This window comes from Pseudomonas lundensis, from assembly GCF_002269125.1.
Taxonomy (GTDB): Bacteria; Pseudomonadota; Gammaproteobacteria; order Pseudomonadales; family Pseudomonadaceae; genus Aquipseudomonas; species Aquipseudomonas lundensis_A.
On record NZ_NQKI01000013.1, the window covers coordinates 58,563 to 80,286 of the forward strand.

Consider the following 21,724-nt stretch of genomic DNA (forward strand, 5'->3'; position numbering starts at 1 on the left):
CTGCTAACGGTGAAACGTAAACCGGTCCTTGCCCGCGTTTTTTGATTCATACAGCGCCTTGTCGGCCTTGGCCAACGCCTGATTAAGGGTGTCCAGGTCCCCAACCCTGACCAGGCCGATGCTGACGGTCACAGGATGTGCTGCCGGGTCGTTACGCACCCGGCTGCACAGCGCCGCCATCAACATTTCGACATCATCACGCCGCACACCGGACAAGTACACCGCGAACTCTTCGCCGCCCAACCGCGCATATTCATAGCCCTGCATGACGGTCTTGATACTGGCGGCGGTGCGCTTGAGCACCTCATCGCCGATGTCATGCCCGTACAGGTCATTCACTTTTTTGAAATTGTCGATGTCGATCATCGCCAGATAATGATCCTGTTCGCGCGGCGTGTGGGTCAGTAATTCAGTGGCGCGGGTCATGAAGGAGCGTCGGTTGGGAATCTCGGTCAGGGTGTCGATGTAGGCCTGGGTCAGCAACAGTTTGGACATCGTGTAGTTGTAGAGTTTGATACGTCGCAGCTTGAAAAAACTGTAGATGGTCAGGCCGCTGAGAAACACGTAGTAGCTCAGGATCAACGTGCCGCGCAGGTCAAAGAACTCGACGTCGGTCATCCAAAAAGGGTTGAGTACGACCCAGGTCACGCCCACGACCGAGAAAAATCCCCAACGGCTAAGCGGCAACACCGCAGCGTTGTAGAGCAGGCTGGAGGTGGCGAGGATCAGCCAGATGGGCTGCGCGTCACTGGGCAAGCCAAACACGATCAGGCGGATGCCCGTGGTGATTACCAGCACATAAATCAGGTTAAGAACGTCGAAGTGACGGGCCTTGCGGATAAACCCGAGCACGATGGTCAAGACCACCATGGTGCCGAAAAAAAGCATAGAGAGCGCGGTAAAGCCCTGAAGCCCCTTAAAGCTGACGATCAGATCAAACAGCAGCCAGATGACAATGCTGGAGATGTAGGTAAGACGGCAAAAGGTGCGTAGTTTTTCAAAGTCGTGTTGAGCGAATTCAGCTTGCAAGGCGGGCGGCGCGGCGTGCTTTGAGATTTCATTTTCCAGGGTCTTGAGCATTGCAAGCCTTGATCACGGTCGTTGAAGGGAGCGTTCAGCGGTCGTGGGTCCGAGTCATCAAGGGGGCCAAGACAACGCCTCCCGGACCACGCACCGATAACCCTAGCAGGAGTTGGAGGGTTAGCCGTGCGGATCGTTCAGGGGCAGGCCAAAGAAAGGCGCGTGCTCAATCGACGTGCGCAAGCACCTCGCCCACGCTGCGACGGCGGGCATAGTGTTCACTGGTACGGATCAGGGTTTCGAGGTCTTGCGGGGTGACGTCGATAAACGCGTCCATCTCGGCCAATGCCTGTTGCAGGTCCTTGGCGGTAATGCCCGGATCACCGTCGACAGGAGGGGCGATCACGTTGGGCGCCGGTTCGGCAGTTTTTTTCGGGTAGCGCACCCGGGTCAGGTTGTTGTAGGCCAGCGCCGCCAGCAGCATGCACACGGCACTGAGCATGACCGGGGCCAGCAGCTCCCAGCCCAGGCGGGCGCTGTCCGGGTCGGCCAGTACCACCAGCAAGGCCAGCGCACCGGCGGGCGGATGCAGGCAGCGCAACAGGCACATCACCACCAGCGCGAGGCCGACTGCCAGGCAAGCGCTGGTCAGGTCGCGGCCCAAATAATGTGCAACGAGCAAGGACACAACTGTGGCGCACAGGTAGCCGCCGAGTATGGACCAGGGCTGTGCCAGGGCGCCGGAAGAGACGGCAAACAACAGGATGGCGGAGGCACCCAGCGGTCCGATCAGGTGCAGGGCGACCGGCAGGCCGAAGAAACGGCTGCACAGCCAAACACTGAACAGGGTACCCAGGGAGACGCCAATGGCGGCGCGGCTCCATTCGATGGGGCGGGTATTTGTAGCCGCAGGCAAAAGGCGGCTGATCCAGCGGATTGGCATGGTGGAGAACGTCCGGGAGAGTCAGGCAGCAGGTCAAAAAAGGGCTTGGCGGGGGACCCGGCAAGCCCTTGAACTGTTCCTTCATGGGGGAAGGGACCGGCGTAGTCTGACCTGCGCCGATACAATCCGCAAATTCATAATAATGAGGGTTGAGTGCAATAGTTTTGATGTTTGGTTTAGCTGGCCAGGCCCGGTCGTGTCTCTGCCAGTTTGCCAAGCACCCGGTCATGAACGTCATTGCTCAACAATTGATGTTCCAGAAATTCATGCAGGTCGACGCTGGGGCTCATTGAACCTTTGAGTACAAGCAAAGCATCGCGAAGTTTAACCAACCTGCTTAGTTCAGGTGTGTGCATCATTTCTCGCCTGTCGGCCAATGGCCGGACGATTTCACGGGGGGGCAGAGTGCATGGGCGGATTGCTCGGGCAGGTCACGGTCGTTGGCCAAAAAAACTTCACTCGTCATGTTGTACTCCATTTATCCAGGGACTTTGGGCGCGCTTCCTTGATGACAATTCAAGGGCCGCACACAGGTGTGCAATCCCTTGAAACAACAGGTCTGGGGTGGTGGGCTCAGCGAATCGGTTTAAGGGTGGGAACACATCGCGTGGCAGCAGCCAGCGGCAGATCTGGCAGCGATACAACGGGTGACACAAACGGCGTTTACACGGCCCGAGATCTTAGATCCAAAGGGGCGATTGTAAGGCCGCTTGCGAGGGACATGTTGTCAGGCAGTGAGTAGCTGACGATAAGATTTACGGAGAAAGTCGTAGGATCTTTCAAATATCGAAGAAAGGGTTTTCGGTTGCCCTTTACTGACGCTATTCGATCCAAGGTTGGACACCTGTTGATGCAAAAGCCTTACAACACTAGTCGACCGCCCTCAGCCCTATTGGGTTACAGGCTTTTGCATCGGGATCGCATTAATCATCAAACCCGACCTGCTCATGGATCTCGTCAACCTTCAGTTCAAGGCGATACGCCACTGCAATGAACAATGCCTGACACAAGCACAACGTCGCGCTGAGCGAACGGAACGCAAAGGAACTGCCTTCATTGACCAGCAACACACTGTTGGCGCGCTTGGCCAGCGGTGACAGGTTGCTGTCGGTGATGATCAGGGTCTTGGCCTGATGCAGCTGGGCAATGCGCAGGCAATGCTGGGTCTCTTTGCCATAGGGAGTGAAGCTGATGGCAATTACCAGGTCGTTGGCGCGCACGCTGCGCATTTGCTCGCGGTAACTGCCACCCAGGCCTGAGACCAGATGAATGCGCTTGTTGGTGTGTTGCAGGTTGTAGACCAGGTAGTCAGCGACTGCGAAGGAACGTCGTACGCCGACCACGTAAATATTGTCGGCATTAACGACAAGGTCCACGGCTTTGTCGAAGGCCAGATCATCCAGTTCCAGCCCCAGGCGTTCGATGCCGGACAGCGTGGCATTGATGCACTCGCGCGCCAGATCGCCGCCGCTGGCTTTCTGCGACTTGTTGGCAATCATGTTGCGAATGCGTTGCTGGTAATTCTGCACCGGGGTGGTTTTGTGGGTGTACGCCTCGCGGAACAGGGCCTGCATTTCGCTGAAACCACTGAACCCGAAGCGTTGGGAAAACCGCACGATGGCCGACGGGTGCACGTCGCACTCGCGGGCGATATCGCTGATGCGATCCACCATGATGCGGTCACTTTGCTGGCTCATGTAGCTGGCGATCCGCTTGAGCTGGCGCGGCAGGCTTTCGTATTCCTCGGTAATGAGTTGCAACAGGCGCTCGGCACTCACCGGCGGGCTGGTCAATGCGCGCTCTGGCGTTGGCTCGACGGATGCCGGCTGATCGGTGGATGACATAGAGGTGTCCTTATCAATGGCGCTGGGTGGTCACGGGGGCAGGTTTTTTAGCTGCGCAGTCTACAGGGTAGGTGCAAATAAAATCCTGACCAGCCGATCAATCCAGCGTGGGCTGAATCGATGCACGCGGGAAAATCATCGCGGCGCATGCAATATGGAACAAAAATTCTACATTAAAAAATTATGGAATAAATATTGTTTATTGCGCTGTGACGTTTTAGTCTTCATCCCACTTACAGCGCTTGGGCCCTGACGGGTGCCACGTGCAGGCTGATAAAAATAACAGGAGCCACCATGGGACAGACTCGTTTTGCCGCAGGCCGTGATTTGGATGTGATCTGCCTGGGCCGTTTGGGCGTCGACCTTTACTCGCAACAAGTCGGGGCGCGGCTGGAAGATGTCAGCAGCTTTGCCAAATACCTCGGCGGCTCTTCGGCCAACATTGCGTTCGGTACGGCACGGCTGGGCTTGCGTTCGGCCATGCTGAGCCGCGTCGGGGACGATCATATGGGGCGTTTCCTGCTGGAGTCGCTGGCCCGTGAAGGCTGTGACGTCAGCGGCATCACGGTTGACCCGCAGCGTCTGACGGCGCTGGTATTGCTGGGCCTGAAAGACCGCGAAACCTTTCCCCTGGTGTTCTACCGCGAAAACTGCGCCGACATGGCACTGCGCGCCGACGACATCGACCCGGCCTTTATTGCCTCAAGCAAAGCGCTGCTGATTACCGGGACCCATTTTTCTACCGAGGGCGTGTATCAGGCCAGCATTCAGGCCCTGGATTACGCCGCGCAGCACAACGTCAAACGGGTGCTGGACATCGACTATCGCCCGGTGTTGTGGGGGCTGGCCGGCAAGGCTGACGGGGAAACGCGCTTTGTCGCTGACGAGAAAGTCAGCGCCCACGTGCAATCGATCCTGCCGCGTTTCGACCTGATCGTCGGCACCGAAGAAGAATTTTTGATCGCGGGGGGCGGCACGGATTTGCTGGCGGCCTTGCGTAAGGTGCGTTCGCTGACCGACGCCACGTTGGTGGTCAAGCTGGGGCCGCAAGGTTGCACGGTGATTCATGGCCAGATCCCGGCCCGCCTGGAAGACGGCGCCATTTACCCCGGTGTGCGCGTTGAAGTCCTCAACGTACTCGGGGCAGGGGATGCCTTCATGTCGGGCTTTCTCAGTGGTTGGCTGGAAGACGCCAGTGACGAGCGTTGCTGCCAGTTAGCCAATGCCTGCGGAGGCCTGGTGGTGTCACGGCATGCTTGCGCGCCCGCCATGCCCACCCGGGCTGAACTCGACTACCTGTTTAACAGCCCGGTGCCCATCACCCGGCCGGATCAGGACACTGCGCTGCAACGTCTGCATCAAGTCAGCGTCCCTCGCAAGCAATGGAAACAGCTGTTTGTGTTTGCCTTCGATCATCGCTGGCAACTGCTGGAAATAGCGCAGCAGTACGGCCGTGACCCGAACAGCATATGCGCCTTGAAGCAGCTGTTCATCCAGGCGGTCGAGCGTGTTGAAACCGATTTGCGGCGCCAGGGCATCGAAGCCGATGTGGGCCTGCTGGCCGATCAACGGTTTGGCCAGGACGCGTTGAATGCCGCCAGCGGCCGTGGCTGGTGGATTGCCCGTCCGGTGGAGGTGCAGGGTTCGCGACCGCTGGCTTTTGAACACGGGCGCTCCATTGGCAGCAACCTCATCGCCTGGCCGCACGAACAAATCATCAAATGCCTGGTGCAGTTCCATCCGGACGATGAGCCTTTGCTGCGGCTGGAACAGGAAGCGCAAATCAAGGGGTTGTATCAGGCTTCGCTGGCCAGCGGCCATGAGCTGCTGCTGGAAATCATCCCGCCCAAGGATCACCCTTCTACCCACCCGGATGTGCTCTACCGCGCCATCAAGCGCTTGTACAACCTGGGCATTTACCCGGCGTGGTGGAAAATCGAAGCCCAACCGGCCGAGGTCTGGCAGCAACTGGATGCTTTGATCCAAGCGCGTGATCCGTATTGCCGCGGTGTTGTGCTTCTGGGCCTGAACGCGCCTGCCAGTGCGCTGGCCGAAGGCTTTCGCCAGGCATCCCGGAGCACCACGTGCCGTGGTTTCGCGGTGGGGCGCACGATTTTCCAGGAACCGGGCCGCGCATGGCTGGCCGGTGAAATCGACGACGCGACGCTGATCGAGCAGGTACAGGGCACTTTTGTGCAACTGATCGACGCGTGGCGAACGGCCCGCAGCTGATCCGGCCGCGACGCCCCGCAAACCTTCCAAAACAATAATAGGTGCAGCCATGCCCGCTATCCGTATTGGCATCAACCCGATTTCATGGAGCAACGATGACCTGCCCTCGCTGGGCGGTGAGACACCCCTCAGCACCGCGCTGAGTGAAGGCAAGCAGATCGGCTATGAAGGGTTTGAACTCAACGGCAAGTTCCCCAAGAGTGCTCAGGGCGTCGCTGATGTCCTGCGCCCTTACGACCTGGCCCTGGTGTCGGGCTGGTACTCCAGCCGTCTGGCACAACGTTCGGCCGCCGAAGAAATCGACGCCATTGCCAGCCACGTGCAGCTGTTGGCGCAAAACGGCGCCAAGGTGCTGGTGTACGGCGAAGTGGCCGACTCGATTCAGGGCCAGCGCATTCCCTTGGTTGAACGCCCGCGTTTTTATACCGAACGGGCCTGGCAGGACTATGCCGACAAGCTCAATGAACTGGCGCGCTACACCCTGTCGCACGGCATCCGCCTGGCGTATCACCATCATATGGGCGCTTACGTCGAGTCCCCTGCGGACATCGATACCCTGATGCGCCTGACCGGGCCTGAAGTCGGCCTGCTGTTCGACGCCGGCCACTGCTACATGGGCGGCGGTGAGCCGGTCGAGGTGTTGCGCACGCACATTGACCGTGTCTGCCACGTGCATTTCAAGGACGTGCGCAAGCCTGTGGTGCAACTGGCGCGCAACAACCTGTGGAGCTTCCCCGATTGCATCATCAACGGCACGTTCACGGTGCCGGGGGACGGCGACATTGATTTTGGCGAGTTGTTGGACGTCCTGCTGGCCGCCGACTACCACGGCTGGCTGGTGGTAGAAGCCGAACAGGACCCGGCCGTGGCGCCCAGTTTTGCCTACGCGCAAAAAGGGTTTCAAACCTTGCGCGCGCTGCTGGACGAGAGGGTGCTGGCATGAATTTACTGATTAAACGCCAGAAAACGGGCCAGCCCCTGGTGCAGCTGCCCTCCGGTGCGCTGGAGTATGTGGGGTTCAGTGCTTATCGGCTGCACGCGGGCGAGACCTTGCCGGTGACGGCCGGGCAGCAAGAGCTGTGCCTGGTGTTGCTCAGCGGGCGGGCGAACGTTTCCGGTGAAGCGCCCGGGCAGGGCGTGTTTCAGTGGGAGGGTATTGGCGATCGTGAGTCGGTGTTTGAGGACAAATCGCCCTTTGCTGTTTATCTACCACCCGGCAGTCAGGCGCAGGTGCACGCGCTTAACGAGGTCCATATCGCCGTCTGCGCCGCCCCCGGTGCCAGCACGGCCGGGCTTGGGCCTCGGCTGATTACCCCGCAGAGCATGAAACGCAGTGTGCGCGGCAAGGGCGCCAATACCCGCTATGTGTGCGACATCCTGCCCGACACCGAGCCTGCCCATTCGCTGCTGGTGGTGGAGGTGCGCACGCCGTCCGGACACTCCTCCAGCTACCCGCCGCACAAGCACGACACCGACGACTTGCCGCACCAGAGCTTTCTCGAAGAAACCTATTACCACCAGATCAATCCACCGCAGGGCTTTGTGTTTCAACGGGTCTACACCGATGACCGCAGCCTCGATCAGGCAATGGCCGTAGAGAACAGCGACCTGGTGGTGGTGCCCAAGGGCTATCACCCGGTCAGCGTGCCTTATGGCTATGAGTCGTATTACTTGAACGTGATGGCAGGGCCCAAGCGGGTCTGGCAATTCCACAATGACCCGCAACACAGCTGGCTGATGGACCTTTAACTTTTAGGAGAACACTACGCATGAGCACGACCCCGGTGATTGGCCACTACCTTGACGGCCACGTTCAGGATGCTGGCAGCGAACGCTTCAGTGATGTCTTCAACCCGGCGACGGGCAGCGTGCAGGCGCGTGTGGCCCTTGCCACCCAGCGCACCGTCGATGACGCTGTCGCGTCCGCCCTCAAGGCGTTCCCGGCGTGGTCGGAACAGTCATCACTGCGCCGCGCCCGGGTGATGTTCAAGTTCAAGCAACTGCTGGACGAGCATCACGACGAACTGGCGCAAATCATCTGCCGTGAACACGGCAAAGTCTTCTCCGACGCCAAGGGTGAAGTCACCCGCGGGATCGAAATCGTCGAGTACGCCTGTGGCGCGCCGACACTGCTCAAAACCGATTTCAGCGACAACATCGGCGGCGGTATCGACAACTGGAACCTGCGCCAGCCACTGGGCGTCTGTGCAGGTGTAACGCCGTTCAACTTCCCGGTGATGGTGCCGTTGTGGATGATTCCGCTGGCATTGGTGACCGGCAACTGTTTTATCCTCAAGCCCTCGGAGCGCGACCCGTCCGCCAGTCTGTTGATGGCACGTCTGCTGACCGAAGCCGGCCTGCCGGACGGCGTGTTCAACGTTGTGCAAGGGGACAAAGCCGCAGTCGATGCACTGTTGCAACACCCGGACGTTGAAGCCATTTCTTTTGTCGGCTCAACCCCCATTGCCGAGTACATCTATCAGCAAGGGACAGCGCGCGGCAAGCGGGTTCAAGCGCTGGGCGGGGCCAAAAACCACATGATCGTGATGCCCGATGCCGACCTCGATCAAGCGGCAGACGCATTAATGGGAGCTGCCTATGGCTCGGCCGGGGAGCGCTGCATGGCGATCTCGATTGCCGTCGCAGTCGGTGATGTGGCCGATCAGTTGATCGAGAAACTGTTGCCGCGCATCGACCGGCTCAAAGTCGGCAACGGCCTTCAGCCCGACAGCGAAATGGGCCCGCTGGTGACGGCGGAGCACCGGGCCAAGGTGATCGGCTTTATCGATCAGGGCGTGGCCCAAGGCGCACAGCTCATCGTCGATGGTCGTGAGCTCAAGGTGCCGGGTGCCGAGCAGGGCTTTTTCGTCGGCGCCACGCTGTTCGACCAGGTGACGCCCGACATGAGCATTTATCAGCAGGAAATTTTCGGCCCGGTGCTCGGCATCGTTCGCGTACCGGACTTCGCGAGTGCGGTGGCGTTGATCAATGCTCATGAGTTTGGCAACGGTGTGTCCTGCTTTACCAGCGATGGCGGCGTGGCGCGGGCGTTTGCACGCACGATCAAGGTCGGCATGGTGGGGATTAACGTGCCCATTCCGGTGCCCATGGCCTGGCACTCGTTCGGCGGCTGGAAGCGCTCGCTGTTTGGCGATCATCATGCGTATGGCGAAGAAGGCATTCGTTTCTACAGCCGTTACAAAAGCGTGATGCAACGCTGGCCTGACAGCATCGCCAAAGGCCCTGAATTCAGCATGCCAACGGCCAAATAATCATCGCTCACAACGCTGCGCAACCGGACCGCCGGTTGCCGCAGCTGCTGTGCAATTTCAAGGGTGCAGACATGACGACAACACGACTGACCATGGCCCAGGCGCTGGTCAAGTTTCTCGATAACCAGTACGTCGAAGTGGACGGGGTCGAGAGCAAATTTGTGGCCGGGGTGTTTACGATTTTTGGCCACGGCAACGTGCTGGGCCTCGGGCAGGCGCTGGAACAAGACAGCGGCAGCCTGGTGGTGCATCAAGGCCGTAACGAACAGGGCATGGCCCACGCGGCCATCGGGTTTGCCAAGCAACACCTGCGGCGCAAAATCTACGCCTGCACCGCGTCGGTCGGCCCCGGCGCGGCCAACATGCTGACGGCCGCCGCCACGGCCACTGCCAACCGTATCCCGCTGTTGCTGTTGCCGGGGGATGTGTACGCCAGTCGCCAGCCCGACCCGGTTTTACAACAGATCGAGCAGTTCCATGACTTGAGCATCAGCACCAACGATGCCTTTAAAGCCGTGAGCAAATACTGGGACCGCATCAACCGCCCGGAACAGTTGATGAGCGCCGCTCTCCATGCGATGCGTGTGCTGACCGATCCCGCCGAGACGGGTGCCGTGACCCTGGCCCTGCCGCAGGACGTTCAGGCTGAAGCCTACGATTACCCGGATTACTTTCTGCAAAAACGCGTGCACCGTATTGATCGACGCGTGCCGACGGTAGCGATGCTGGCCGATGCGCAGGCGATTGTGCAGCGCAAGCGCACGCCGCTGATCATCTGTGGCGGCGGCGTTAAATACGCAGGCGCCAATGCCGCGTTGCAGGCGTTTGCCGAACGCTTCGGGATTCCGTTCGCAGAAACGCAGGCTGGTAAAAGTGCCATCGTGTCAGCGCACCCGCTGAACATGGGCGGTATCGGTGAAACCGGGTGCTTGGCGGCCAACCTACTGGCGCCGCAGGCGGACCTGATTATCGGCATCGGCACCCGCTATACCGATTTCACCACGTCGTCCAAATCGTTGTTCAAGCACCCGGAAGTCGAATTTCTGAACCTCAACGTCAGCCCCTGTGACGCGCTCAAGCTTGATGGCGTGCAACTGGTTGCCGATGCCCTGGCGGGGCTGCAAGGGCTGAGTGAATGCTTGGCGGCCAGCGGCTACCACGCGCAATGGGGTGACGCACCGCATCAGGCCAGGGCACAACTGGAGGCTGAAGTGGACCGTGTATTTCAGGTCGACTACCAACAGCCGGACTTCACGCCCGAAATCAGTGACCACATGGACCCCGCCGTGCTGCGTGAGTTTATCGAGCTGACCGGTTCGTGCCTGACCCAAAGCCAGGTGTTGGGCGTACTCAATCACAGCCTCGACGACAGCGCTGTGATCGTCGCGGCCGCAGGCAGCCTGCCCGGGGATCTACAACGGGCCTGGCGCAGCAAGGGCGTGAACACTTACCACGTGGAGTACGGCTACTCGTGCATGGGCTATGAAGTCAACGCCGCATTGGGGGTCAAGCTGGCCGAGCCTGCGCGCGAGGTCTATGCGTTGGTGGGTGATGGTTCCTACATGATGCTGCACTCCGAGTTAGCCACTTCGATTCAGGAGCGCCAGAAAATCAACGTGGTGCTGCTCGACAACATGGCATTCGGCTGCATCAACAACTTGCAGATGGGCAACGGCATGGACAGCTTCGGCACTGAGTTCCGTTTCCGTAACCCTGAGACCGGCAAGCTGGACGGCGGCCTGGTACCGGTGGACTTTGCCATGAGTGCAGCGGCTTACGGCTGCAAAACCTATAAAGTCAGCACCCTTGAGCAACTTCATGCGGCGCTGGCCGATGCCCGGCAGCAGACGGTGTCCACCCTCATTGATATCAAAGTGCTTCCCAAAACCATGATCCACGGCTACCTGTCGTGGTGGCGTGTGGGCGTGGCGCAAGTGTCCACCAGCGCACGCACGGCCGAAGCCGCGAAGCACCTAAACCGTCAGCTCGCCCACGTGCGGCAGTACTGATTGCAACGCTCTCTTATAAATCCAACAGGAGTCTGCACATGTCGTTGAACACTCAAGCCTTGAAGTTGGGCGTAATCGGGACCGGCGCGATTGGCCGTGATCATATTCGTCGTTGCAGCCAGACCTTGCTCGGCAGTCAGGTGGTGGCGGTCACGGACATCAACCTGCAACAGGCGGCGCAGGTGGTTGCCGAGCTGGGCATAAGCGCCGAGGTGTACCCGGACGCGCACGCGCTGATTCAGGCGGCTGAGGTCCAGGCCGTGCTGGTCACGTCTTGGGGGCCGAGCCATGAAGAATATGTGCTGGCGGCTATCCAGGCCGGCAAACCGGTGTTTTGCGAAAAGCCGCTGGCAGTAACGGCGGCCGGTTGTCGCAACATCGTCGACGCGGAAATCGCCCATGGCACACGGTTGGTGCAAGTCGGTTTCATGCGCCCGTACGACGCGGGTTATCAGGCGCTCAAGGCCGTCATCGACAGCGGCCAGATCGGCGAGCCGCTGATGCTCCATTGTGCTCACCGCAACCCGCGAGTGGGTGAGAACTACAAAACTGACATGGCCATCACGGATACTTTGATCCATGAGCTGGACGTGTTGCGCTGGTTGCTCGACGACGATTATGTGTCGGTACAAGTGGTCTTCCCGCGCAAAACCAGCAAAGCGTTGGCGCACCTGCGGGACCCGCAAGTGGTGCTACTGGAAACCGCCAAAGGCACGCGCATCGATGTGGAAGTATTCGTGAACTGCCAATACGGCTATGACATTCAATGCGAAGTGGTGGGTGAAACCGGTATTGCCAAACTCCCGGAGCCGTCGCAAGTGCAGCTGCGCAGTGAGGCCAAACTGTCGAATGCGATTCTGATGGATTGGAAAGATCGCTTCATCGCGGCCTATGACGTCGAGCTGCAAGCCTTTATTGACGGCGTGCGTGCCGGGCACGTTGGTGGCCCTTCGGCATGGGACGGTTTTGCCGCCGCCGTGGCAGCCGATGCCTGCATCGAAGCGCAGCAGAGCGGGGCAATCGTAAAGGTTGAACTGCCGCAACGTCCGCGCTTTTACGGCTGACGCCTCTTTATTGTCCCCCCCTGCGTAGTCGCTGCCGAGTAGCGTGAGGCTGCTAGCTTTCCCTCATCCTTGCGCTGCTCAAATCCGATCACAGATCTATCAAGGAGTATTGCCATGCGCATTGGACTGGTCGGATTTGGCCAGGGTGGCCGCTTTTTTCATGCGCCGTTGATCGCCAGTCTGCCCGGCGTGACCTTCGCGGGTGTGGTCACGCGCTCAGCAGAGCGCCGTCAATTACTGGCCAACGATTACCCCGCAGTCAGGCCCTTTGACAGCCTGGCGCAACTGGCAGAGGCCGGGGTTGACCTGTTGGTGATCAGCACGTCGCTGCACGGGCGAGCCGAGGTGGTGATGCAAGCCATCGAGCTGGGCATTGCGGTCGTGAGTGACAAACCATTCGCTGCCGACACTGTGCAAGGGCAACAGCTGATGGACGCTGCAGAGCGTCAAAACGTGTTGCTGAGTGTGTATCAAAACCGGCGCTGGGATTCGGACTTTCTGACCGTGCGCAAGCTGATTGATGCCGGGGCATTGGGGACGGTCACGCGCCTGGAGTCATTCATCGAGCGGTATGCGCCTGCGTCGGCAGGCACTACCAGCGGCGGCGGTGTGCTGCGCGATTTGGGCAGTCATCTCGTGGATCAAGCGCTGCAACTGTTTGGCCCGGTGAGGTCGGTGTACGCCGAGATGGCGAGCAGCCCTCAAGCCCCGGACGTTGACCACAGCTTCTTTATGGCATTGACCCATCGCAATGGCGTGGTTTCCCACCTCGGCGCCAGCGTCCTGCAAAACAGCCCGCGCCCGCGTTTTCGGGTGAGCGGTACTTCGGGTTGTTACAGCGTTGAAGGACTGGACGGGCAAGAAGCGGCGTTGCTCGCAGGTCGCACCCCCAAAAGCGAAGGGGATCACTGGGGGGCTGAAGAACATCGACGCTGGGGGTGGTTTGAACAGGGCGAGGAGCGGGAAAGGGTGCCGTCCGAGCATGGGGGCTGGGATCAGTTCTATCGGCAAATGATCGCGGCCGTACAAGGGCAAGGGCCTGTACCGGTGTTACCGCTGGAAGCCGTGCAAGCGTTGCAGGTGCTGGATGCTGCGCGACGCGGTGCGCAGCTGGGCGAAGTTGTGACGTTGGCTGAGGGTTAAAATAGAAAATAGAACGCTATAAATTCTAAAATCAGTTGATGTAGAAATTATTTTCCAATAGAGTCAATTTCAGCTTAGCGCCACCAAGTACCGCATCTATAAAATCAACAAGAATGTGGAGACTGCCCCAAATGAAACCCAGCTTACGTATCGCATCCCTTGCCCTCTCGATCCTCTTCGCCAGCGGCGCGGCCCTGGCCGATGTCAACATTGGCGTGAGCATGTCGCAGTTCGATGACACTTACCTGACGTACCTGCGCGAGTCGATGAACGACAAAGCCAAAACCTACCCCGAAGGGGTCAAGTTGCAGTTTGAAGACGCCCGTGCAGACGTGGTCAAGCAACTGAGTCAGGTCGAAAACTTTATCAGCCAAAAGGTCGACGCGATCATCGTCAACCCGGTGGACACGGCGACTACCAACCGTATTACCAACGCCGCCGTCGCGGCAGGGATCCCGCTGGTGTACGTCAACCGCCGTCCCGACAACCCCGACCTGCCGCAGGGCGTAGCCACAGTGGCTTCCGATGACCTTGAAGCCGGGCGCATGCAGATGCAGTACCTGGCCGAGAAGATGGGCGGCAAGGGCAATATTGTGATTCTGCTCGGCGATCTGGCCAACAACTCCACCACTAACCGCACCAAGGGTGTGAAAGAGGTACTGACCAAGTACCCCGATATCAAAATCGCTCAGGAGCAGACCGGCGCCTGGTTACGGGACAAAGCCATGACCCTGACCAATGACTGGATCACCCAGGGCCAGGCGTTCGATGCCGTAGTCTCCAACAATGACGAAATGGCCATCGGTGCCGCGATGGCGCTCAAGCAGGCAGGCGTTGCGCAAGGCAAGGTCTTGATTGCGGGCGTCGACGGTACTGAAGACGGTGTGCGGGCGGTCGAGAAGGGCAATTTAACCCTCTCGGTATTCCAGGACGCCACCGGGCAGGCCAACGGCTCAGTCGAGACGGCGCTGAAAATGATCAAAAAGGAGCCCTACGAGCAAGCGGTCTGGGTGCCGTTCCAACGGATCACCCTAGACAACGTCAACCAGTATAAAAAGTAGTCGTCAACTCAACCCCACAACAACAATAAGCGGTGAGGCTCAGGCCTCGCCCGCTGTCCCGGCACAGACCGGGGCGCCTGAGGAGTACTGGCTATGCTCGCGTCAGCGACTGTTTCAAGGACCCCGCCCGTGGCGTCTGCCCCTGACGCCACCGCGCAGGATGCGCCCTACCTGTTGGAAGTGGTGAGTGTCAGCAAGGGCTTCCCTGGTGTGATTGCCCTGGATGACGTGCAGCTGCGCGTGCGCCCCGGCTCAGTGTTGGCGCTGATGGGCGAGAACGGCGCCGGCAAGTCCACCCTAATGAAAATCATCGCCGGTATCTACCAGCCCGACGCAGGGGAGTTGCGCTTGCGTGGCCAACCCGTCTCCTTCAATGGGCCGCTGGCGGCCTTGCAGGCCGGGATTGCCATGATTCATCAGGAGCTCAACCTGATGCCGCACATGAGCATCGCTGAAAACATCTGGATCGGCCGCGAACAGCTGAACAGTCTGCGCATGATCGATCACCGCCAAATGTACCGTTGCACTGCGCAACTGCTGGAGCGCTTGCGCATTAACCTTGATCCGCAGGAGCTGGTCGGCCACCTGAGCATTGCCGAGCGCCAGATGGTTGAAATCGCCAAGGCGGTGTCCTATGACTCGGACATTCTGATCATGGATGAACCGACCTCGGCCATTACCGATAAAGAAGTCGACCACCTGTTTTCGATCATTGCCGACCTCAAGGCGCAGGGCAAAGGCATCATTTACATCACCCACAAAATGAACGAAGTGTTCGCCATCGCCGATGAAGTGGCGGTGTTCCGTGACGGCGCCTACATCGGCCTGCAACGTGCCGACAGCATGGACAGCGACAGCCTGATTTCAATGATGGTAGGCCGCGAGCTGACGCAATTGTTCCCGGTGCGGGAAAACCCGCTGGGGGAGTTGCTGTTGTCAGTGCGTGACTTGCGTCTGGACGGGGTGTTTGACGGTGTGTCGTTCGATCTGCATGCCGGGGAGATCCTGGGGATCGCCGGGCTGATGGGCTCGGGCCGCACCAACATCGCCGAAACCCTGTTTGGTATCACCCCGAGTGATGGCGGTGAGGTTCAGCTTGACGGTCAGGCACTGCGCATCACCAGCCCCAACCTGGCGATTGAAAAGGGCTTCGCGCTGTTGACCGAAGACCGTAAGTTGACGGGCCTGTTTCCTTGCCTTTCCGTGTTGGAAAACATGGAAATGGCGATCCTGCCGCATTACGCCGGCAACGGTTTCATCCAGCAAAAAGCTCTGCGCGCGTTGTGCGAGGACATGTGCAAGAAGCTGCGGGTCAAAACCCCGTCGCTTGAGCAGTGCATCGACACCCTGTCCGGAGGCAACCAGCAAAAAGCCTTGCTGGCGCGCTGGTTGATGACCAACCCGCGGCTGTTGATTCTGGATGAACCGACCCGTGGCATTGACGTAGGCGCCAAGGTCGAGATTTACCGGCTGATTTCATTGCTCGCCAGTGAAGGCATGGCTGTGATCATGATTTCTTCGGAGCTGCCTGAAGTGCTGGGCATGAGTGACCGGGTCATGGTCATGCATGAAGGTGAGCAAATGGGCACGCTGGATCGGGCCGACGCCACTCAAGAGCGTGTCATGCAACTGGCCTCCGGCATCACGGCGATTCATTAACCGTTTCAGCACGCCGGCCGCGTCTGGGCCGGTCGTACCGCAGAGTGAGAGGGCACATGTCCATGAACGCAATAACTGATAACAAACCTGCCATGGCACCCAGTAAATCCCGTCGCCGCTTTCCGACTGAACTGAGCATCTTCCTGGTGCTGATCGGCATCGGTCTGGTATTCGAATTGTTCGGCTGGATCGTGCGTGACCAGAGCTTTTTGATGAACTCCCAGCGCCTGGTGCTGATGATCCTGCAAGTGTCAGTGATTGGTTTGCTGGCGATTGGCGTGACCCAAGTCATCATCACGACCGGGATTGACCTGTCTTCGGGGTCGGTGCTGGCCTTGTCGGCCATGGTGGCCGCAAGTCTGGCGCAAACCTCGGACTTCAGCCGGGCCGTGTTTCCTTCGCTGACCGACTTGCCTGTGTGGATCCCGGTGGTCGCCGGGCTCGGGGTCGGGCTGCTGGCCGGTGCCATTAACGGCAGCATCATCGCCATTACCGGCATACCGCCCTTTATCGCAACCTTGGGCATGATGGTGTCCGCCCGCGGTCTGGCGCGCTATTACACCGAAGGCCAACCGGTCAGCATGCTGTCTGATTCCTACACGGCCATCGGCCATGGCGCGATGCCGGTGATCATCTTTCTGGTGGTGGCGCTGATCTTCCACATTGCCCTGCGTTACACCAAATACGGCAAATACACCTATGCCATCGGCGGCAACATGCAGGCGGCGCGCACCTCGGGTATCAACGTCAAGCGTCACTTGATCATCGTCTACAGCATTGCCGGGTTGCTGGCGGGGTTGGCGGGCGTGGTCGCCTCGGCACGCGCGGCCACGGGCCAGGCGGGCATGGGCATGTCCTATGAGCTGGACGCCATTGCGGCGGCCGTGATTGGCGGCACCAGTCTGGCAGGCGGGGTAGGGCGAATTACCGGCACCGTGATTGGCGCGCTGATCTTGGGCGTCATGGCCAGCGGCTTCACCTTTGTGGGGGTCGATGCCTATATTCAGGACATCATCAAGGGCTTAATCATCGTCGTGGCGGTGGTGATCGACCAGTACCGCAACAAGCGCAAACTTAAGCGCTGACAGGGCTGTGTAGCGTCCCCGGCAATCGCCGTCTCTTAAACCTGACCCTCGTTGGCGATAACGCACGCGAGGGTCAGGTTTTTGTGCTTTAAAAGGGGGCGATTTCAGTGAGTGCATTGAATTTCTTGCCGTCAATGCACTCCATTAGCCTCTGCGTGACATGTTTTTCGTCTTTTTCCAGGTTTTGCTGGACAAATTGCTGTCATTTCAGTTGCTGAGTCGATAACTCGGCCGTAGACTGCCGCCCCTCGTAAATTGAGTGCCGGGTGGCGCTTGAAATAGATAGCACCTAACTGGTTGGGATGAAGATCGGTCAGGACGCTCCCTAATTCGCCTTAATGCACGTATTTTTTATAGAGAAATCAATGACAAAGGATAAGTTGCTGGCCATGCCGGCGGATGACTACATGAATGCCGAGCAACATGCTTTTTTCACTGAGCTGTTGCAAAACATGAAGGTCGAAACCCACGAGCGGATTGAGCAGAATCGCATCGCGATCGAGAGCCTGGACACCCCGGCCGACCCTGCAGACGCCGCTTCGGTTGAAGAAGAGCGTACCTGGCTGGTCAACGCGATTGACCGTGACCAGCGCATGCTGCCTCAGCTGGAACAAGCGCTGGAGCGCATCAAGGACGACAGCTTTGGCTGGTGTGACGACAGCGGTGACGCCATTGGCCTCAAACGCCTGTTGATCAGCCCGACCACCAAGTACTGCATCGAAGCTCAAGAGCGTCACGAGCAAATCGACAAGCATCAGCGTCAGGCCTGAGCCTGACCTCGCCGGGCCGCGCCAAGCGGCCCCGGTAGCGCTATTGGCCAAGCAGCCGTCCTGGCTGGCACTCGGCATTTTCTTGTGACACCTGCGTACACATCCGTCCAACATTGAGCTGGCTGGCGCATTTTTGCACCCTTATATTGGCTCGCGCAGTGTGCACGAGGACCACTTACTAGAGGGGCACAGGTGTGATGAGTCATTCCAGCAACACAGGAAGGGTGTTGCGGGTCGGTGTCTTTTTTGATGGAACGGCCAATAACCAGTACAACAGCGAGTTGGGGCAGGCGCGTCGGGCACAAGGCCTGACGGTAGACCCCACTAGCAGCTATGCCAGCGTCCCCACCAATATTGCCCTTCTTTACCGGCACTACCCCGTGCAGTCGGCCTTTGAGGCTGATGGCATCAGGATGACGTCGCTCTATATCAGCGGTATCGGGACCACCACCGGCAAGGCGGATACACGCTTTCCGGCGCAGACCTACGGCCGTGGAAGTACCGGTGTAGTGGGCAAGGCGAAAGAGGCGCACGCACGGCTGTTGCAGTGCCTGATGGAGGCTGTTGAGGTATTGCCGCCTCGTGCCTTGCAGCGTGTGCAGCTGGATCTGTTCGGCTTCAGCCGGGGGGCGGCGGCAGCGCGGCATTTTGCCAATGAGGTGAATGCCACCCGATTCGATACGCTGTTCGAACTGGCCCCGGGATTCACCTGCGAGATTAATTTCATCGGGCTATTTGACACAGTGGCGGCCATGGGCGGTCTGGTAGACGTGGGCAATATCAGTGATGACGTGAACCCCGGGCTCAATCTGTATCTGGGCCCGGACAGTGCTCGCCACGTGGTGCAGCTCAGTGCGCGGGATGAGGTGCGGCGCAATTTTGCTCTCAGTCGAATTGCCCCGCAGTGGCCGATGGACGTCGCCGTTCCGGGCGTACATGCGGACGTCGGTGGAGGCTATCCCCTGGAGATGCTGGAAGACGTCTTACTCACGCGGTGGAAAACCAACCTGGTGAGCCCGGGCACTTCGCCAATGCTCACCCAGGCCTGGAAGGCCACTGCAGCTGAGTTGCCGTTGTGGCAGGCGCGGGATTTACTGGACGATACGGACCCTCAGGCCCTGCTGGAAATTCGCACAGCCTCGCATCAGCTAGGCACCCGCAAAGATCCGCTCCAGCGCGTGCAGGCAGCGATTTATATGCGACGGCGTGTGTATGGGCATCTGTCACGGGTGTATTTACGGGTCATGCACACGTTGGCCCGTGAGCAAGGGGTGCCTTTCAAGGCACTGTCAGACACGTCCGATACGCGATTGCCTGAAGCGTTGCTGCCCATTGCAGACAAGCTTCTGATGCACGTAATGACCGGGCGCATAGCGTTGAGCCATGAAGACGAGCGGTTGCTTCGCCAGCGCTACATTCACCAGTCTGCGAACTGGAATGCAGCAATTGGTGACGGGATTGGCGCAGTCGATCAAGCATTTTTCAACCTGCCTCAAGACGGCGGGCGTCTGGTTTACGATCAACACGATCCACTTTTAGCCTGAGCGTGTGACGGTATTGTTACCGCTCATGCAATTCAGCTATGCGTGGCATAGCTTTTTCCTGCGGCATTTAGTCACTAAGATGGCCGACATCGTTAGGAGACTAACTAATCAGGTGGAGTAGCCATCATGCGTAATCAAGTCGATATCGCCGTAATGATTGGGAGCGGGGTGCCCAAGGGCATGCGCGACGCCGGACAGAAAGCCTGCTGGGTGGTGTTGGTTAATGGAGAGCAACGCGGGACCGCGTTTTCAACGCGCGCTGAAGCCGAAGAGTGTCAGTCAGCCTGGTTGGCGCAGTTAAGCGCCAACCCTGTGGGAATACGCCTTCAGGCGTGAACCGATTCGTGCAGGCGTACATTCAGTTCGTCGACCGCTAGCGCCCACGGACCGTCTTCATCCAGCTTCTCTTTCAGAAAACTCGCTTGCGCCGTTGACCAGAAGGGCGCCTCGACCAGCTTCACGTCTTCAGCCAAAAAATGGTCTGCAACGAATTGCTCGATGGAAGCTCTATCTGCATCCAGGCCGAGCTGGTTGAACAGGTTTTCCAGCGTGATGGGTGTCTCGTCCATGTTCATCTCCTGAGGCAACTAAGTGAGTACACGGTATCTGAGGCCGTTGAACCCTGAGAGTTCGACCCGATGTGCGTGTAGCACTGTAGACCATGGCTTCAAATGGCGAGATTAACGCTGCCGATCAATGCTTTTTCGGCTTCGAAGAGTGAGCTGAGTGCAACAGAGGCCGCACTGTTGAGCGAGACTACCTGGCTTTTCGCCTTCATGATGGCGGCCATGCGTGCCTCATCATTGCGATAGCGCCCGGCTTTGACAGCGGCCATCCGCGCATTGGCCTGGCGCAGTTGCTGCTGAAGCTGTTCAAGGCGTTTCTTCAGCAGTTTGATGCGCTTTTGCAAGGCTTCTATCGGGCTGTCGCCGGACGAATCCGGGCGTTGTGTATCAGCACGCAGCATGTGCTGCACCAGACTGGGCGCTGCGGCAGGTGCCACGGAGTCTTCCGTCAGAACCGCACGATAGTCAGCAAGGCGAGGGGCTGAATTCAAGTTAATCATCAGTGATGCCCTTAAACACTACTCACCCAGGCTATCGGCCTGCTGCTGCGCTTCTTGAGCGAAAGGGCGGGGCTCAGGCGTTCAAGGCGCCCGCATCCACGGCTTCCTTCAGGGCTTTTGCAGCTTCTTTGCCTGCGACTTCAGCAACATCGGCAGTTTTGAACCAGCGGTCTTTCTCGACCTGGTGGTAGGTGATGGTCTTGAGAGGGGGTTTGGCACGCATCACAATCACTGCCTGAAACTCGCCATCAACTTCTCTGGCTTCACCGCGGATAAAAAATTCGCCAATATCAAATTCCGTCACGTGTCACTTTCCCTTGGAGGTAATGGAGCCAGGTCGACCCGGCGGCATGGGCCGGGTCGATTGTTGCGCGAGTATGGCAGTTGTTGACAGGCAGTGGCGCAGTTAAGTCATTGAACTGACGAAAGCGATGTTTTCAAAGAGGGGCTGAACCCGGTAAACCGGGCTGTGTTCTTTCAAGCTGGCTTGCCAGTGCGCAGGCTTCGTGGTGAGAGCAACGAAAGCCCCTGATCTGGCCGGTATGGGCTTCTCGCACATGAAAAAAGCCGTGACTGATCGGTATCACTTGATAGTGGTGGGATTGTGTATACCCAAAATCGGTGTGGAGCCGGTAGAATGGCCCACCGTCAACGGGGTCGCCTGTGCGATGAGCGTCATTGACGGGTGAGGCACGAAAATCTGATCTGTCCATGGAACGACTTCCTTTGTTTAAATTGTCATAGCAACAGGTTTTTCGTATCGAGGCTGGGACGCACTGAAACGTCGGCCTTCGGCGTTCGTCTATTTGTAAGGTTTTTTTTTAAAACGCTGCGTCAGACATTACGTCTTTAAAAGCAGGTTTCTCCCCTAACTGCGCTAGTCCGTTTCGTCGTTTAAATCTGCGGCTACGTACTACAAACGCCCGTACATATTGCGCGTGGCGTCGGGGCGGGAATCCTTCACTCTGATGGCTTGCAGTCACTTCTGAACCCGTGGTCCAGGAGGTTTTGC

The 21,724-nt window shown here is 58.8% G+C and carries 20 protein-coding genes; 14 read left to right on the top strand and 6 right to left on the bottom strand.

What is annotated here, in order from left to right; translation table 11 throughout:
* Nucleotides 1-3: 3 nt before the first annotated feature.
* The 3 genes from CJF39_RS10455 to CJF39_RS10470 form a co-directional block, all read right to left on the bottom strand.
* Nucleotides 4-1,080, bottom strand: a complete 1,077-nt coding sequence (locus tag CJF39_RS10455) for a GGDEF domain-containing protein (RefSeq protein WP_094993354.1) — start codon at nt 1,078-1,080, stop codon at nt 4-6.
* A gap of 166 nt (nt 1,081-1,246) precedes the next feature.
* Complete coding sequence (locus CJF39_RS10460) at nt 1,247-1,963, bottom strand: HPP family protein (RefSeq protein ID WP_094993355.1); 717 nt, start codon at nt 1,961-1,963, stop codon at nt 1,247-1,249.
* A 923-nt stretch (nt 1,964-2,886) separates the two neighbouring features.
* Nucleotides 2,887-3,807: a MurR/RpiR family transcriptional regulator gene (locus tag CJF39_RS10470; RefSeq protein ID WP_094993357.1), complete on the bottom strand. Its 921-nt coding sequence runs from the start codon at nt 3,805-3,807 to the stop codon at nt 2,887-2,889.
* A 294-nt stretch (nt 3,808-4,101) separates the two neighbouring features.
* Between CJF39_RS10470 and CJF39_RS10475 the strand changes: the two genes are divergently transcribed.
* The 13 genes from CJF39_RS10475 (at nt 4,102) to CJF39_RS10535 (ending at nt 19,982) form a co-directional block, all read left to right on the top strand.
* Nucleotides 4,102-6,039 carry a bifunctional 5-dehydro-2-deoxygluconokinase/5-dehydro-2-deoxyphosphogluconate aldolase gene (locus tag CJF39_RS10475; RefSeq protein ID WP_094993358.1) on the top strand — a complete coding sequence of 646 codons (1,938 nt, stop codon included), beginning with the start codon at nt 4,102-4,104 and terminating at the stop codon, nt 6,037-6,039.
* 49 nt (nt 6,040-6,088) lie between these two features.
* The gene (gene iolE, locus CJF39_RS10480) at nt 6,089-6,982 is read left to right on the top strand and encodes a myo-inosose-2 dehydratase (protein ID WP_094993359.1); all 894 of its coding nucleotides are present in this window, start codon (nt 6,089-6,091) and stop codon (nt 6,980-6,982) included.
* The gene (gene iolB / locus CJF39_RS10485; RefSeq protein ID WP_094993360.1) at nt 6,979-7,788 is read left to right on the top strand and encodes a 5-deoxy-glucuronate isomerase; all 810 of its coding nucleotides are present in this window, start codon (nt 6,979-6,981) and stop codon (nt 7,786-7,788) included. Before iolE ends, iolB begins: the two co-directional genes overlap by 4 nt.
* Nucleotides 7,789-7,808: 20 nt before the next feature.
* Nucleotides 7,809-9,311, top strand: a complete 1,503-nt coding sequence (locus CJF39_RS10490) for a CoA-acylating methylmalonate-semialdehyde dehydrogenase (protein ID WP_094993361.1) — start codon at nt 7,809-7,811, stop codon at nt 9,309-9,311.
* Between the two features lie 71 nt (nt 9,312-9,382).
* Complete coding sequence (iolD, locus tag CJF39_RS10495; protein ID WP_094993405.1) at nt 9,383-11,320, top strand: 3D-(3,5/4)-trihydroxycyclohexane-1,2-dione acylhydrolase (decyclizing); 1,938 nt, start codon at nt 9,383-9,385, stop codon at nt 11,318-11,320.
* Nucleotides 11,321-11,358: 38 nt separating this feature from the next.
* Complete coding sequence (locus CJF39_RS10500) at nt 11,359-12,384, top strand: Gfo/Idh/MocA family oxidoreductase (protein WP_094993362.1); 1,026 nt, start codon at nt 11,359-11,361, stop codon at nt 12,382-12,384.
* A gap of 114 nt (nt 12,385-12,498) precedes the next feature.
* Entirely contained in the window at nt 12,499-13,527 is a 1,029-nt protein-coding gene (locus tag CJF39_RS10505; protein ID WP_094993363.1) for a Gfo/Idh/MocA family protein, read from the top strand.
* 131 nt (nt 13,528-13,658) lie between these two features.
* Complete coding sequence (locus CJF39_RS10510) at nt 13,659-14,588, top strand: sugar ABC transporter substrate-binding protein (protein WP_094993364.1); 930 nt, start codon at nt 13,659-13,661, stop codon at nt 14,586-14,588.
* Nucleotides 14,589-14,681: 93 nt separating this feature from the next.
* Nucleotides 14,682-16,247, top strand: coding sequence for a sugar ABC transporter ATP-binding protein (locus tag CJF39_RS10515; protein ID WP_094993365.1), 1,566 nt, complete (start codon nt 14,682-14,684; stop codon nt 16,245-16,247).
* Nucleotides 16,248-16,309: 62 nt separating this feature from the next.
* Complete coding sequence (locus CJF39_RS10520) at nt 16,310-17,332, top strand: ABC transporter permease (protein ID WP_047274971.1); 1,023 nt, start codon at nt 16,310-16,312, stop codon at nt 17,330-17,332.
* Nucleotides 17,333-17,697: 365 nt separating this feature from the next.
* On the top strand, nt 17,698-18,102 hold the full coding sequence (locus CJF39_RS10525; RefSeq protein ID WP_047274833.1) for a TraR/DksA family transcriptional regulator: 405 nt from the start codon (nt 17,698-17,700) through the stop codon (nt 18,100-18,102).
* Between the two features lie 197 nt (nt 18,103-18,299).
* Nucleotides 18,300-19,646 carry a phospholipase effector Tle1 domain-containing protein gene (locus CJF39_RS10530; RefSeq protein WP_094993366.1) on the top strand — a complete coding sequence of 449 codons (1,347 nt, stop codon included), beginning with the start codon at nt 18,300-18,302 and terminating at the stop codon, nt 19,644-19,646.
* Between the two features lie 126 nt (nt 19,647-19,772).
* Complete coding sequence (locus tag CJF39_RS10535) at nt 19,773-19,982, top strand: hypothetical protein (RefSeq protein WP_094993367.1); 210 nt, start codon at nt 19,773-19,775, stop codon at nt 19,980-19,982.
* Here CJF39_RS10535 and CJF39_RS10540 read toward each other — a convergent pair.
* The 3 genes from CJF39_RS10540 to CJF39_RS10550 form a co-directional block, all read right to left on the bottom strand.
* Nucleotides 19,973-20,215, bottom strand: coding sequence for a DUF2789 domain-containing protein (locus CJF39_RS10540; protein ID WP_094993368.1), 243 nt, complete (start codon nt 20,213-20,215; stop codon nt 19,973-19,975). The two genes, CJF39_RS10535 and CJF39_RS10540, sit on opposite strands and share 10 nt — an antisense overlap.
* 98 nt (nt 20,216-20,313) lie before the next feature.
* A complete protein-coding gene (locus tag CJF39_RS10545; RefSeq protein ID WP_094993369.1) occupies nt 20,314-20,712 on the bottom strand; it encodes a hypothetical protein in 399 nt (132 codons plus the stop codon).
* Nucleotides 20,713-20,785: 73 nt separating this feature from the next.
* Entirely contained in the window at nt 20,786-21,016 is a 231-nt protein-coding gene (locus CJF39_RS10550) for a hypothetical protein (protein WP_047274826.1), read from the bottom strand.
* A gap of 205 nt (nt 21,017-21,221) precedes the next feature.
* Here CJF39_RS10550 and CJF39_RS22825 point away from each other — a divergent pair, with 205 nt between their 5' ends.
* Nucleotides 21,222-21,401 (top strand): hypothetical protein, encoded by a 180-nt coding sequence (locus tag CJF39_RS22825; RefSeq protein ID WP_141232180.1) that lies wholly within the window; start codon nt 21,222-21,224, stop codon nt 21,399-21,401.
* Nucleotides 21,402-21,724 lie beyond the last annotated feature (323 nt).